This is a genomic window from Streptomyces sp. NPDC091282, from assembly GCF_044757385.1.
Classification (GTDB): Bacteria; Actinomycetota; Actinomycetes; order Streptomycetales; family Streptomycetaceae; genus Streptomyces; species Streptomyces gramineus.
Window position 1 is genome coordinate 1,178,860 of the sequence record NZ_JBIVUX010000002.1, and the last position, 13,555, is coordinate 1,192,414.

Below are 13,555 nucleotides of genomic sequence, written 5' to 3' on the forward strand. Positions count from 1 at the left end.
CTCTCATCCCGCCAGGCCGAAACGCTCGAAGTGGATCTGCGGCTTGGGCACGCCCAGGTCGTCCAGGGTGCGCAGGACCGCGTTCATCATCGGCGGCGGCCCGCACAGGAAGACGTCCCGGTCGGCGATGTCCGGCACCAGCCGGGCCAGTTCGCGCGGCGCCAGCCTGTCGGGGACCGGCGGCCCGGTGACCAGGTGCAGTTCGGCGCCCTTGGCGACGGCCAGGTCGCGCAGTTCGCCGAGGAGGACCGCGTCCCGTTCCGCCGCGACGCGGTAGATGACGACCGCGTGGCCGTCCAGGTCCTCCAGGAGGGCACGGACCGGGGTGACGCCGACGCCGCCCGCGATCAGCAGGGAGTCGGTCCTGCGGCGGTGCAGGGCGGTGAAGGCGCCGTAGGGGCCCTCGGCGAAGACCCGGGTGCCGGGCTTCAGGTGGCGCAGGGCGGCGCTGCCGTCGCCGACGGCCTTGGCGGTCAGGCGCAGGGTGCGGCCGTCGGGTGCGGCGGACAGGGAGAACGGGTTCGCCTGCCACCAGCGGTCCTTCGTCAGGAACCGCCACAGGAAGAACTGACCTGCCCTGGCGCCCAGTTCGTCCAGGTCGCGGCCGGTGACGTAGACCGAGACCACCTGGTCCGACTCGGGGACGACGGCCGACACCCGGAACCGGTGGCGGTGGTTGCGCCACAGCGGCAGGACCAGCCGGCCGACGGCCACCGAGCCGAGGGCGACGCCCCACAGCGCGTACCAGTAGGCGGTCGCGGCGGGCGACGCGGTGAACGTCGTACCGACGGCGACCTGGTGGGTGAAGGCGAGCACCACGGCCACGTAGGTGTACAGGTGGACGAAGTGCCAGGTCTCGTAGGCGAGCCGGCGGCGGGCGGAGCGGGCCGAGACCGCGCCGACCGCGAGGAGGACGCCGAAGGCGACGACCGCGCGCAGGACCCCCTCCGTCGTCCCGGCGAGGTCGACGATCTCGCCGACCGGGCCGGTGCCCGTGCCGTCGGCGTACCCGAAGGCGATGAAGACGACGTGCCCGAGCAGGGTCCACAGCAGGGCGAAGCCGGTCCACCGGTGCCAGGAGGTGAGCCGGTCCATGCCGATCCGGCGGTCCAGCCAGAGCAGCCGGGCGACCAGCACCAGCTGGAAGGCCATGACGAGGGCGCCGTACAGGCCGAGGAGCCGCCCGATCACGATCAGCGCGTTGGAGGCGAAGCCCGCCCGGGCGAAGAGCCAGGCGACCACGGCCGCGTTCACGGCGAGCACGGCGTACAGGCACGTGCGGGCCACCACCCCGGGGCGGGTCGCCGTGGGGGGCGCGGGGGGCGATTGGACGGTCGTCACGGGTCGGCAGCTCCTTGATCGGGTCCTGGAGGTCGAGCTTCACCCGCGGTCGCTGTCGTTTTCCTGTCGGACGACTTTCAACTGGTTATCGATGTACTCCCGGGGCGGACGCGGGTCCGGCGTCCGCCGCCGCGTGCCGCAGTATGAGCGGGTGGAAAAAGTACGACTCCTCGTCGTGGACGACGACCCGCCGATCGCCGACCTGGTCGCGACCGTCGCACGGTACGAGGGCTGGGAGGCCGTCACCGCGTACTCCGGCGAGGACGCGCTCGCCCGGGCCGCCGACTTCCGGCCGGACATCGTCGTGCTCGACCTGATGCTGCCGGACGTGGACGGCTTCGGCGTCCTGGACCGGCTGCGGCACTCCGGGACGATGGTGCCGGTGGTGTTCCTCACGGCGCGCGACGGGGTCGCCGACCGGGTCGCGGGGCTGACCCGGGGCGGGGACGACTACCTGGTCAAGCCGTTCGCGGTGGAGGAGCTGATGGCCCGGCTGCGCACGGTGCTGCGGCGCAGCGCGGGGCCCGGTTTCCCACGCTCGGTGCTGCGGATCGCCGACCTGACGATGGACGAGGACACCCGTGAGGTCCGGCGCGGCGAGCGGCTGTTCGCGCTGACCCCGACCGAGTTCGAGGTGCTGCGGTACCTGATGCGCAAGTCGCCGACCGTGCTCACCAAGGCGCAGATCCTGGACCACGTCTGGGAGTACGGCTTCGGCGGCCGCTCGAACGTGGTGGAACTGGTCGTCAGCCGCCTGCGCCGCAAGCTGGACGAGGCCGGCGGGGAACCGCTGATCCACACCGTGCGCGGCTTCGGGTACGTCATACGGCAGCAGGCCGCGGAGTGAGGGGCCGGCTGCGGCGGTCCTTCCGGGACATGCGCCTGGGCACCAGGCTGGCGCTGGGCATCGGGGCGCTGGCGCTGGTCGTGTTCGCGGTCGTCGGCACCGCCCTGACGACGTACATGCGGGACTACCTGTCGGCCCAGCTCGACGACCAGCTGGGTCTCGCCCAGGTCGCGCAGTCCAAGAGCATCGCGCAGCACGGCACGCTGCAGGGCAAGAAGTACTACCACTGGTACTACGCCGTGTACGACGTCTCGCACGGCACACCGGTGCTGCGCACCCCGGAGGAGCGCGGCGACCTGCCCTCGGACATCGCGCCGCTCACCTCGGTGGCCCGGGCGCAGCTCGCCGCCGGTACCGAGGTGCTGCGGACCGCGGACCTGACCGGGAAGGGCGAGTACCGGCTGCGCGGCTGCGAGGTGGAACCGGGCGTGGTGCTGGTCAGCGGCGCGCCCACGGACAGCATCGACGACACCGTACGACAGCTGGTCACGGTCCAGGTGGTGGCCTTCGGGCTGGCGCTGCTGGCGCTGGTGGTGTTCGGCCGCCGGCTGCTGCGGCACGGCCTGGAACCGCTGAGCGACATGGCGCACACCGCGCACGGGATCGCCTCGCACGACCTGACCCAGGCGGCGGCCCGGCTGCCGCTGCGCGCGGCCCGGCGGGGCGGCGGCCCCGAGGTCGAGGAGCTGCGGACCGCGTTCAACACGATGCTCGAACACATCGACCGCTCGCTCGCCGTCCGGGCGGAGGCGGAGCAGCGGCTGCGCCGGTTCGTGGCGGACGCCTCGCACGAGCTGCGCACCCCGCTGATGTCGGTGCGCGGCTACGCCGACCTCTTCCAGTACGCGGCCGCCAACGCGCCCGCAGAACGCGACAAGCACCTGGCCCGGTTGCGCGCCGAGGCCGCCCGGATGGGTGTCCTCCTGGACGATCTGCTGCTCCTCGCGCGTCTCGACGCGGCCGAGGTGGAGGCGCCGCTGCGGCTGGAGGAGACCGACCTGACGGAGCTGGTGCGGGAGGCCGCGGACGCGTTCCGGGCGGCGCACGCCGGCCGTCCGCTGACGGTGACCGCCGGGCCGGACCCGGTCCCGCTGCGGCTGGACCCGGTCCGTGTCCGCCAGGTGGTGGACAACCTCCTCACCAACGCGGCGGTCCACACGCCCGCGGGCACGCCGGTGTCGGTGACGGTGGGCACCGCTCCCGGCGGGGCGACGGTGAGCGTCGCCGACCACGGCCCCGGCGTTCCGGCCGCCGACCGGGCCCGGGTCTTCGACCGCTTCTACCGTGTCGACAAGGCCCGCAGCCGCGACCACGGCGGCAGCGGCCTCGGCCTGTCGGTGGCCCGTGCCCTGGTGGAGGCGCACGGCGGCACGATCGAACTGGCCGACGGCCCGGACGGCACGACCACGTTCACCCTGACGCTGCCCGCCTGACCCGGACCGGGTCTCACAGCCCCGGTGCCCGTTCCTCCTCCGCCTCGTAGGTGAAGCCGCCCTGCCGGGGATGCGGGCGGGCCGCGAGGACCGCGACGTCGTCCTCGGCGTTGCGGGCGTCGAGCCGGGTGACGATGGAGTCCAGAAGGGCGTCCACGCCGACGGCGGGCTTGAAGTGCAGGTCGGCGAGGCGGCTCAGGGACCGGTCGATGTCCTCGTCCCGGTGTTCCACCAGGCCGTCCGTGAACAGCACGAGGGAGTGGTCGGGGCCGAACCGGTGGGTGGCCGACTCGTAGCCGCCGAAGCCGGTGCCGAGCGGCGGCCCGACCGGGACCGGCAGCAGCGAGGTGCGGCCCTCCCCGGTGATCAGGGCGGGCGGGAGGTGGCCCGCGCTGGACAGGGTGACCTGACCGCGGCTCGGGTCGACGCGCGCCAGCAGGCAGGTGGCGGGGCGCCGGTCCGCCTCGTCGGCGGCGAGGGCGTCCATCTGGCGCAGCACCCGGTGCGGGGGCAGCTCGGAGGAGGCGATGTAGCGCAGCGAGGACCGGTAGGCGTTCATGTCGACGGCGGCCTCCAGGCCGTGGCCCATCACGTCGCCGACGACGAGCAGGCTGCGGCCGAAGTGCAGCCGTACCGTCTCGCACCAGTCGCCGCCGACCAGCACGCGGCCGCCGGCCGGGAGGTAGCGGATCGCGACGTCCAGGTTGGGGTGCGGCCGGCCGGGCTCGGACAGCAGGGCGCGTTGCAGGTCACCTGCGGTGCGGTTGACGTGCTCGTACTCGCGGGCGTGCCGGATGTGGGAGGCGGCGCGTTCGGCGAGCAGGGCGAGCAGTTCGGCCTCCGCCCGGACGAAGACCCTTCCCTCGCGGGCGCAGACCAGGACGCCGTACTGCTCGGAGCCGCTGTTCAGGGGCAGGCACACGGCCGGGCGGGTGTGGCTGCCTGCCGGGCGGGCGAGCCAGGGGTCCGTCCAGTGGTCGGCCGCCGGGGAGCCGGCGTCGCGGGCCACCGCGGTGGCCCAGCGGGCGTCGGGCAGCAGGTCGGCGTCGCCGGTGATCGACTCGTAGCCGGAGACGGTCTCGCCCGTGCGGCGCATCACGGCGGCTCCGCCGCCGGTCAGCCGTACCGCGGCGCGGGTCAGTTCCCGGCAGGTCGTGGACTCGTCGAGCGTGGTGCCGATGCCGGCCGCGGCCGTCCGCAGCAGCCTGAGGGGCGCGGCGGGGTCGGCGCCGGCGGCGGGCCCGTCCAGTGCCCCGGGGCCGTCGGCGGACGCGGGTCCCCTGCGGGACTGGAACCATCGCGCGACACCCAACACCTTCACAGAATCTCAAACAGCACCGCGGCAGGCACCAGACGGCCGGGCCGCCGCGGCCCCGCAGGAGGCCGTCGTCGCGGCCGGCGGCCGTGCGCGGCGGCCACCGGGGCGTCCCGCGCGCGGCCCGGCACTCCCGGGGAGCCGTCCCGTCGCCGCGCGCGCCGGGTACGCCCGAATGGAGGGCGGGGACGGCGCCGACGGCACGGAGCCGGTCCGGGCGCCGCGGCCCGGACCGGCTCCGTGTCCCGCTCAGCTCTCGTCGGGCGCCAGCCGCAGCGAGATCGAGTTGATGCAGTACCGCTGGTCGGTCGGGGTCGCGTACCCCTCGCCCTCGAAGACGTGCCCGAGGTGCGAGCCGCAGCGCGCGCACCGGACCTCGGTGCGCACCATTCCGTGCGTGCGGTCCTCGATCAGTTCGACCGCGTCGGTGTCCTTCGGGTCGTAGAAGGACGGCCATCCGCAGTGCGACTCGAACTTCGTGCCGGAGGTGAACAGCTCCGCACCGCAGGCGCGACAGGAGTAGACGCCCTTGGTCTTCGTGTCGGTGTACTCACCGACGAAGGCCGGCTCGGTCGCCGCCTGACGCAGCACGGCGTACTCGGCCGGGGTCAGCTCCGCCCGCCACTGCTCGTCCGGCTTGTCTACGTCGTACGACATGACTCTCAGCCCCTTACTTCGCCAGGCGTTCCAGGATCTTCGGGCCCAGGTCGGTGACATCGCCCGCGCCCATGGTGAGAACCAGATCACCGGGCTTCGTCATTCCCGCCAGCACGGTCGGCACCTCGTCCTTGTCGTGGACGGCGGTGACGTCGGCGCCCGCGGCCCGTGCGGCCTCGATGATCAGCTCGCTGGTGACGCCGGGGAGCGGGTCCTCGCGGGCCGGGTAGATGTCCAGGACCAGCGAGGCGTCCGCCAGGGCCAGCGCGTCGCCCATCTCCTTGCCCAGCTCCTGGGTGCGGGAGAACAGGTGCGGCTGGAAGACGACCAGGATCCGGGCGTCGCCCGCGGCGGCGCGCATGGCGTCCAGGTCGGCGGTCATCTCGGTGGGGTGGTGGGCGTAGGAGTCGATCACCTGGACGCCGGCCGCCTCGCCCTTGAGCTGGAGGCGGCGCTTGACGCCCGTGTACGCGGCGAGCGCGGGCGCCAGCTCGGCGGCCGGGATCCCGAGCGCCACGCCCGCGGCGAGCGCGGCGACGGCGTTGTGCGCGTAGTGGCGGCCGGGCACGGAGACCGCGAAGGTCAGCACGGTCCCGTCCAGCTCGACGGTGACCTCGCTCCTCAGGCCCTGCGGCACGACGGACAGCACCCGTACGTCCGCGTCGGCGGCGGCGCCGTAGGTCACCGTGCGGACCTTCCCGGCGAGCCGCCGGGTCAGCTCCCGCGCGCCCTCCTGGTCGGCGCTGATCACCAGCGTGCCGCCGGGCACGATCCGGCCCGCGAAGATCTCGAAGGACTGGTAGATCTCGTCCATCGAGGCGTAGTTGGCGTGGTGGTCGAGTTCCACGTTGAGGACGATGGCGACCTCGGGCGCGTACTTGTGGAAGCTGCGATCCGACTCGTCCGCCTCGGCGACGAAGATCTCGCCGGTGCCGTGCACGGCGTTGGAACCGGGGGCGTCCAGGTCGCCGCCGATGGCGTACGACGGCTCGCGGCCCAGCTCGGTCAGCGAGACGGCCAGCATCGACGTGGTCGTGGTCTTGCCGTGGGTGCCCGCGACGGCGATCGGGCGCAGGCCGTCCATCAGGGCGGCCAGGGCGTCCGAGCGGTGCACCACGGGGACGCCCAGCTCGGCGGCGCGCGCCAGCTCGGGGTTGTCCCCGCGGATCGCCGACGAGACGACGACACAGCTGGCGTCGTCGGCCAGGTGCCCGGCCGCGTGCCCGATGTGCACGGTGGCGCCCAGCGCGCGCAGCGCCTCGGCGGTGGCCGACTCCTTGGCGTCGCTCCCGGCGACCCGGGCACCGCGCTGGGCGAGGATCTTGGCGATCCCGGACATCCCGGCGCCGCCGATCCCGATGAAGTGCGGTCGCTCCATGGCGGTAGGAAGGCCGGGTGCCATGTGTTTCTCCCCAGAGACGGTACGTGCGGAAGCAGCCTTAGCCTATGCGCTCGGGCACCGGGTGCCGCGCAACGGGCACCGGCGCCCGCGGCTGCCCCGGGGGCCGCCGGGAGCGGCGCGGGCGGGCACGGCGCACCGGCACCGGCCGGCGCCCCGCACCCCGGCGGCGTCCGCGCCCGCGGCTACGCCTTGCTGTGCGAGAACAGCTTCAGCACCGGCACCCCCACCTTGTGCCGGGCCCGGGACGCCCAGTCCCGGTGGAAGAACTCCTCGACGTAGTGCGGATCGGTCAGGACGATGACCTCGTCCGCGCCCACCTCGTCGACGATCGTCTTCAGCGCGTCCAGCGGATGGTCCTCGACCATCCGTCCCTCCGCCGAGCTGCCCGCCGCCCGCAGCGCCGTCAGGGACACCTCCAGCGCCTGTTCGGCGAGTGCCGTGGCCGCCTCGCCCTGCGGTGTCTCGCCCTCGCGCGCTGCTTCGTCCAGTTCGCCGAGCGCGATGTCGTCGATGGCCCGCAGCAGGCGGTCCGCCTGGTCGCCGCGCGGCTGGAGCAGCACGTGGAAGGAGACCTGCTCGTCGCCGTGCAAGGTGGTGACGAACTCCACGTCGGCGGACGTCAGGGCCTTCTCGATCATCAGAACGCTTGTGAACACCAGGCGCCTCTTCTCCATGAGAGGGCCACTCGGACCCTCTGTCCTCCCTGGGCCTAGCCGACCCTGCGGAAACCATCCTGCCCCGTGATCGCACGGGTACTACCGGATTCAGTGTGCCCGCCGGAAGCTAAGCGGAACGGTAGATTCCGCCGAATTCAGGACCGCTGGTAGCGACTGAACAGGAATCCGGCCTCCTCCAGCAGGGACACTAGTTCGAAATGCCGGGGCACGGTGACACCGGGCCCGCCGGAAATCCGCTGCGCCCCTCCCGCCGTCAGCATCGGGGACACGGTCAGGCACAGCTCGTCCAGGACGCCGGCGGCGACGAACTGCCCGAGCAGCCGGGGCCCGCCCTCGGTGAGCAGCCGGGTGTGGCCGAGACCGGCGAGGACGCGCACCGCGCGGGCCGGGTCGACACCGGCGCCGTCGCCCGCGGCCAGCACCAGGGCGCCCGCGCGCTCGGCCGCGGCCACCCGGTCCGGCGCGGCGGCGGCGCCGGTGAGGACCAGGGTCGGGACGAGGGGCGAGGTGAACAGCGGCAGCGAGAAGTCGAGGTCCAGGCTCGCGGTGACGACGGCGACCGCGGCCGCCGCGCCCTGCCCCGCCGCCGCCCTGGCGGCGGCGAACTCGGCCCGCGCGCGGGCCGGCCGGTACCCCTCCTGGCGTACCGTTTCCGCACCGACGACCACGACGTCGGCCAGGGCCCGCAGGGTGCCGAAGATGCGCATGTCGGCGGCGCCGGAGATGGGCTGCGACCGTCCGTCGTGCTGGGCGGCGCCGTCGAGCGTGGAGACCATGTTGGCCCGCAGCCAGACCTCCCGCCCGGCGGGATAGGCGTAGGCCAGCGCCAGCTCCGCCAGGCTCCACTCCCCCTCGGCCGGGCCGCCGGATGCCGGGGCCGCTGTCTCTTCGGTCACAGGGAACAGGCGTCGCATGTCGTGCAGTGTGGCACGGCAACTACCATGGATGACCGTGTCGTCTTCTCCCGCCGCTTCCGAGGTCAGCCCCATAGCCGACGCGGCTCCGCTGTCGCTGTGCGCCCGCTCGCCGCACGTCCCCGCGGACCGGCTGGTCGCCGAGATGGTGCCGCCGCCCCGCTTCGACTCGGTCCGCTTCGCCACGTACATACCGGACCCGAACCAGCCGAGCCAGACCGAGGCCGTGCGCGTCCTCGAAGGCTTCGCGGCCGGGCTCGGCGGGGCGCACGCGGCGGGCGGCGGCAAGCGCGGCCTCTTCGGCTTCGGGAGGGCGAAGGCGCCCAAGACCCCGGCCGGACCCCGCGGGGTCTACCTGGACGGCGGGTACGGCGTCGGCAAGACCCACCTGCTCGCCTCGCTCTGGCACGCCACACCGGCCGAGCCCGCGCTGAAGGCGTTCGGCACCTTCGTGGAGCTGACCAACCTGGTCGGCGCGCTCGGCTTCCAGCAGACCGTGCAGACCCTCTCCGGTCACCGCCTGCTGTGCATCGACGAGTTCGAGCTGGACGACCCCGGCGACACGGTCCTGGTGTCGACGCTGCTGGGCCGCCTGGTCGACGCGGGGGTCGCGCTCGCCGCCACCTCCAACACGCTGCCGGGCAAGCTCGGCGAGGGCCGGTTCGCGGCGGCGGACTTCCTGCGCGAGATCCAGGGCCTGTCCGCCCACTTCCGCGCGCTGCGCATCGACGGCGAGGACTACCGCCACCGCGGCCTGCCCGAGGCGCCGGCGCCGTTCTCCGAGGAGCTGGTGACCAAGACGGCGTACGCCACCGCGGGCGCCTCCCTCGACGACTTCCCGCAGCTCCTGGACCACCTGGCCAAGGTGCACCCGAGCCGTTACGGCGCGCTGACCGACGGCCTGACGGCGGTCTGTCTCACCGACGTGCGGCCGGTGCCGGACCAGTCGACCGCGCTGCGCCTGGTGGTCCTCGCGGACCGGCTCTACGACCGCGAGGTCCCGGTGCTGGCCTCCGGGCTGCCGTTCGACAGGCTGTTCAGCGAGGAGATGCTGAACGGCGGCTACCGCAAGAAGTACTTCCGCGCGATCTCCCGGCTCACCGCCCTGGCCCGGGACGGCAAGGGGCTCGTCGCCGCCGAGTAGGCGCGCCGCCGCCGAGTAGGCGCGCCGCCGTCGGCCGCGACGCCACGCCGAGGAACTCGATCGAGCCACCCCACCGGCATTTTTTACGCTCTCTTCGGTTCGCAACACCCAGTTAACCCTGCAAAGGACTGTGCGGGGTTAACGTGTTTCTTGACCAACCATTGACCTGTGCTTGGTGCGCACAAGAGACGTGAACTGTCGCGAGGGGGGCTCATGTTCCGTGGTACGACGGCCCGGACCGTGTTCGCGCTCCTGGCCGCCGCCCTGCTCGCCGTCCAGTTCTTCGCACCCACGGCAACATTCGCAGCCGCGCACACACTCCGTCATGCCGAGGCCAAGGCCGCGTCCGGTCCCCAGACGCACGCGGCCATCGTGCGCGACGACCACCACGTGCTGCGCGGCCACGGCCGCTGCGGTGAGCTGCCCGGCCCGCCCCGCGTCGCCGACCGTCAGCGCACCTCCACCGCCGGCTGGGCCGACGACCGTCCGCCCGCCGCGCGGCACACCGAGGCGATACCGGCCAGGACCGTCCCCGCGGTCCCCCGGGACCACGCGCCGAGAACGTCAAGAACCCACTCGCCGGCCGCGCTCCAGGTCTTCCGCTGCTGAGCGGCGGGTTCGCCCGCCCACCCCCCACAAACGTCGTGCAAGCCCGACGCGCCCCTCCGGCGCGCCAGGAGGAGTCCCATCATGCAGCCCCTCATCGACAACGCCCGTGCCTTCGGACAGCGCCCTGAGGAGTTCGCCGAACTCGCCGCGGGCCAGTCACCGCAGGTGCTCTTCATCACCTGCTCCGACTCCCGTGTCGTCCCGGCCCTGATCACCGGCGCCCGCCCGGGCGAGCTCTTCGAGCTGCGCACCGCGGGCAACATCGTCCCCCCGTACGCCTCCGTCCACCCCACCGGCGAGGCGGCCACCATCGAGTACGCCGTGGAGGTGCTCGGCGTCCGCGACATCGTCGTCTGCGGGCACTCGCACTGCGGCGCCGTCGGCGCGCTGGTGCGCGGCGACGACCTGACCGCCGTACCCGCCGTACGGGACTGGCTGGCCGGCGCCGAGCCGCGTCCGGCCGGCGCCCCGCAGGACCCGGCCGTCGCCGAGGGCGTGCAGAACCACGTGCTCGCCCAGTTGCTGCGGCTGCGCTCCTACCCGTGCATCGACAGGAAGCTGACGCGGGGCGAACTGACCCTGCGCGGCTGGTACTACGAGGTCCACACCGGTGCCGTGCGCGAACACCGCGCCGAGACCGACGCGTTCGAGACCCTGTGAGCGTCGCGATGTCCAAGTTCCCGTACCTGAAGCAGGACTTCACCGCCTCCCTCGTCGTCTTCCTGGTCGCGCTCCCGCTGTGCGTGGGTGTGGCCGTCGCCTCCGGTGTCCCGGCCGAACTCGGCCTGGTCACCGGCATCGTGGGCGGGCTCGTCACCGGGGCGCTGCGCGGCAGCAGCCTCCAGGTGTCGGGACCCGCCGCCGGTCTGACCGTGCTCGTCTTCGAGGCGGTCAAGGAGTTCGGGCTGCCGGTGCTCGGCGTGATCGTGCTGATCACCGGCGTGCTCCAGATCGCCATGGGCGTGCTGCGGCTGGGCCGCTGGTTCCGGGCCATCTCGGTCTCCGTGGTCGAGGGCATGCTGGCCGGGATCGGGCTGGTGCTGATCGCCGGCCAGCTCTATCCCGCGCTCGCCGCGAAGGCCCCTGATTCGGGGCCGGGCAAGATAGCCGGGCTGCCGCGGGCGTTCGCGGACGCGCTCGGGGACGGGGAGGCGCTGGCCTCGCTCGCCCTCGGCGCGGGCACCGTCGCCGTCCTCGTCCTGTGGAAGCACCTCCCGGCGAAGGCACGGACGGTTCCCGGCCCGCTGGCCGCCGTCGGCCTCGCCACCCTGGCCGCGTTCCTGCTGGGCCTCCCGGTCGCCACCGTCGAGGTGCACGGGCTGCTCGGCTCCGTCCAGCCGCCGACGGCGAGCGCCTTCGGCGAGCTGGCGAGCCTCGGGGTGATCGGCACGATCGTGGCGTTCACGCTGATCGCGTCCGCCGAGTCGCTGTTCAGCGCGGCGGCCGTGGACCGGCTGCACAACGGTCCGCGCACCCGGTACAACCAGGAACTGATCGCCCAGGGCGCGGGCAACGCCCTGTGCGGAGTGCTCGGCGCGCTGCCGATGACCGCGGTGATCGTGCGCAGCGCGGCCAACGTGCAGGCGGGCGCCCGCACGAAGGCGTCGCGGGTGCTGCACGGCGCCTGGCTGCTGCTGTTCGCGGCGCTGCTGCCCGGCGCCCTCGGCCTGCTGCCGATCCCGGCGCTCGCCGGTGTCCTCGTGTACTCGGGGGCCAAGCTGATACCCGTACGGGCGCTGGCCGTGCTCTGGCGCGAGCACCGCGGCGAGGCCCTGGTCCTGGTCGTCACCGCGGTGTCGATCGTGGCGGTGAGCATGTTCGAGGGCGTGCTGATCGGGATCGCCCTGTCGATCGTCAAGACCGCGTGGGAGGCCTCGCACATCAGGCTGGAGGTGGTCGACAAGGGCGCGGGCCCGGTCGACGCGTACCTCTCGGGCAACGCGACCTTCCTGCGGTTGCCCAGGATCCTGGACAGCCTGGAGGCGCTGCCCCAGGACCGCCCGGTCCGGGTGGACCTGTCCGGGCTGCACCACCTCGACCACGCCTGCCGGACCGCGCTGGAGAGCTGGGCCGAGCGGCACAGCGACGCCGGCACCGAGCCGGTGCGGGTCACGGCCGGATCGGCCGGGCCCCCGAGGGACACGGCCGTCTGAACCGGCGGCCGCACCCGGGCCGGGACGCCGACGCCCCTCGGCATCCCGGCCCGGACCTGCTTCCCGGCGGCCGTGGCCCCGAGGCACCCGCCGGGCATATCGTTGCAGCATCAGACATACCGGACCTCTCTGGCTGGAGGTCGTCATGGTTCAGGAGCTGCTGGTCGCGATCGTGGCGGCGCTGTGCGCCGGCGCGCTGTACGTGGCCGCGGGGGCGCGGGTCGTCAAGCAGTACGAACAGGGTGTGCTGTTCCGGCTCGGCCGGGTCACCGGTTCCGTACGACAGCCCGGGTTCAATCTGGTGATCCCGTTCGCGGACCGGCTGCACAAGGTCAACATGCAGATCGTCACGCTGCCGGTCCCCGCCCAGGAGGGCATCACCCGCGACAACGTCACGGTGCGCGTGGACGCGGTCGTCTACTTCCGGGTGGTCGACGCGGTGAGCGCACTGGTCAAGGTGGAGGACTACAAGTTCGCCGTCTCGCAGATGGCGCAGACCTCGCTGCGGTCCATCATCGGCAAGAGCGACCTGGACGACCTGCTCTCCAATCGCGAGCAGCTCAACCAGGGCCTGGAGCTGATGATCGACAGCCCGGCCGTGGGCTGGGGCGTGCAGGTGGACCGCGTGGAGATCAAGGACGTGTCGCTGCCGGACACGATGAAGCGCTCGATGGCGCGGCAGGCCGAGGCCGACCGGGAGCGCCGGGCGCGGATCATCAACGCCGACGCCGAGTTCCAGGCCTCGAAGAAGCTCGCCGAGGCGGCCCAGCAGATGGCGAGCACGCCGGCGGCCCTGCAACTGCGGCTGCTGCAGACGATCGTGGCGGTGGCCGCCGAGAAGAACTCCACCCTGGTGCTGCCCTTCCCGGTGGAGCTGCTGCGGTTCCTGGAGCGGGCCCAGCAGCCCGCGCCGAACGGCGCCGCCGGGCCGGGCCCGACCGGCCGTCCGGAAGCCGTTCACCCGGACGGAGCGGTGCGGGAGGACACCGCGGCGCTGCGGCATCCGCCCGGGTGACCCGGACTCGCGCCGCCCCGAAAAAACGGACAATCCGACCTACGTTCA

13 protein-coding genes are annotated in these 13,555 nt (G+C 73.3%); 7 read left to right on the forward strand and 6 right to left on the reverse strand.

The features are described from left to right. Nucleotides 1-3: 3 nt before the first annotated feature. Entirely contained in the window at nucleotides 4-1,341 is a 1,338-nt protein-coding gene (locus ACIQOE_RS12360) for a ferric reductase-like transmembrane domain-containing protein (RefSeq protein ID WP_401411257.1), read from the reverse strand. A gap of 91 nt (nucleotides 1,342-1,432) precedes the next feature. On the opposite strand from ACIQOE_RS12360, the gene ACIQOE_RS12365 reads away from it, so the two are divergent. Together ACIQOE_RS12365 and ACIQOE_RS12370 are read left to right on the forward strand one after the other, a co-directional pair. Further along, on the forward strand, nucleotides 1,433-2,188 hold the full coding sequence (locus ACIQOE_RS12365; protein ID WP_365576742.1) for a response regulator transcription factor: 756 nt from the start codon (nucleotides 1,433-1,435) through the stop codon (nucleotides 2,186-2,188). Between the two features lie 29 nt (nucleotides 2,189-2,217). Next, entirely contained in the window at nucleotides 2,218-3,621 is a 1,404-nt protein-coding gene (locus ACIQOE_RS12370) for an ATP-binding protein (protein WP_401411259.1), read from the forward strand. 13 nt (nucleotides 3,622-3,634) lie between these two features. On the opposite strand, the gene ACIQOE_RS12375 is transcribed toward ACIQOE_RS12370, so the two are convergent. The 5 genes from ACIQOE_RS12375 to ACIQOE_RS12395 form a co-directional block, all read right to left on the reverse strand. After that, nucleotides 3,635-4,942 carry a PP2C family protein-serine/threonine phosphatase gene (locus tag ACIQOE_RS12375; protein ID WP_401411261.1) on the reverse strand — a complete coding sequence of 436 codons (1,308 nt, stop codon included), beginning with the start codon at nucleotides 4,940-4,942 and terminating at the stop codon, nucleotides 3,635-3,637. A 243-nt stretch (nucleotides 4,943-5,185) separates the two neighbouring features. Then, nucleotides 5,186-5,593 carry a peptide-methionine (R)-S-oxide reductase MsrB gene (gene msrB / locus ACIQOE_RS12380; RefSeq protein WP_351940091.1) on the reverse strand — a complete coding sequence of 136 codons (408 nt, stop codon included), beginning with the start codon at nucleotides 5,591-5,593 and terminating at the stop codon, nucleotides 5,186-5,188. 13 nt (nucleotides 5,594-5,606) lie between these two features. Continuing rightward, nucleotides 5,607-6,995, reverse strand: a complete 1,389-nt coding sequence (murC, locus tag ACIQOE_RS12385) for a UDP-N-acetylmuramate--L-alanine ligase (protein WP_401411264.1) — start codon at nucleotides 6,993-6,995, stop codon at nucleotides 5,607-5,609. 182 nt (nucleotides 6,996-7,177) lie between these two features. After that, the gene (locus ACIQOE_RS12390) at nucleotides 7,178-7,651 is read right to left on the reverse strand and encodes an indole-3-glycerol phosphate synthase (RefSeq protein ID WP_351325972.1); all 474 of its coding nucleotides are present in this window, start codon (nucleotides 7,649-7,651) and stop codon (nucleotides 7,178-7,180) included. 155 nt (nucleotides 7,652-7,806) lie between these two features. Next, nucleotides 7,807-8,586, reverse strand: a complete 780-nt coding sequence (locus tag ACIQOE_RS12395) for a pyrimidine reductase family protein (RefSeq protein WP_401411266.1) — start codon at nucleotides 8,584-8,586, stop codon at nucleotides 7,807-7,809. 37 nt (nucleotides 8,587-8,623) lie between these two features. Here ACIQOE_RS12395 and zapE point away from each other — a divergent pair, with 37 nt between their 5' ends. The 5 genes from zapE to ACIQOE_RS12420 all read left to right on the forward strand — a co-directional run bounded on the left by zapE (nucleotide 8,624) and on the right by ACIQOE_RS12420 (nucleotide 13,507). After that, a complete protein-coding gene (gene zapE / locus ACIQOE_RS12400) occupies nucleotides 8,624-9,730 on the forward strand; it encodes a cell division protein ZapE (RefSeq protein WP_365562773.1) in 1,107 nt (368 codons plus the stop codon). Nucleotides 9,731-9,943: 213 nt separating this feature from the next. Beyond that, nucleotides 9,944-10,339 carry a hypothetical protein gene (locus ACIQOE_RS12405; protein WP_365562776.1) on the forward strand — a complete coding sequence of 132 codons (396 nt, stop codon included), beginning with the start codon at nucleotides 9,944-9,946 and terminating at the stop codon, nucleotides 10,337-10,339. Nucleotides 10,340-10,420: 81 nt separating this feature from the next. Next, nucleotides 10,421-10,999 (forward strand): carbonic anhydrase, encoded by a 579-nt coding sequence (locus tag ACIQOE_RS12410; RefSeq protein ID WP_351325966.1) that lies wholly within the window; start codon nucleotides 10,421-10,423, stop codon nucleotides 10,997-10,999. Between the two features lie 8 nt (nucleotides 11,000-11,007). Next, complete coding sequence (locus ACIQOE_RS12415; protein WP_365562778.1) at nucleotides 11,008-12,492, forward strand: SulP family inorganic anion transporter; 1,485 nt, start codon at nucleotides 11,008-11,010, stop codon at nucleotides 12,490-12,492. Nucleotides 12,493-12,637: 145 nt separating this feature from the next. Further along, complete coding sequence (locus tag ACIQOE_RS12420; protein WP_351325964.1) at nucleotides 12,638-13,507, forward strand: slipin family protein; 870 nt, start codon at nucleotides 12,638-12,640, stop codon at nucleotides 13,505-13,507. Nucleotides 13,508-13,555: the final 48 nt, after the last annotated feature.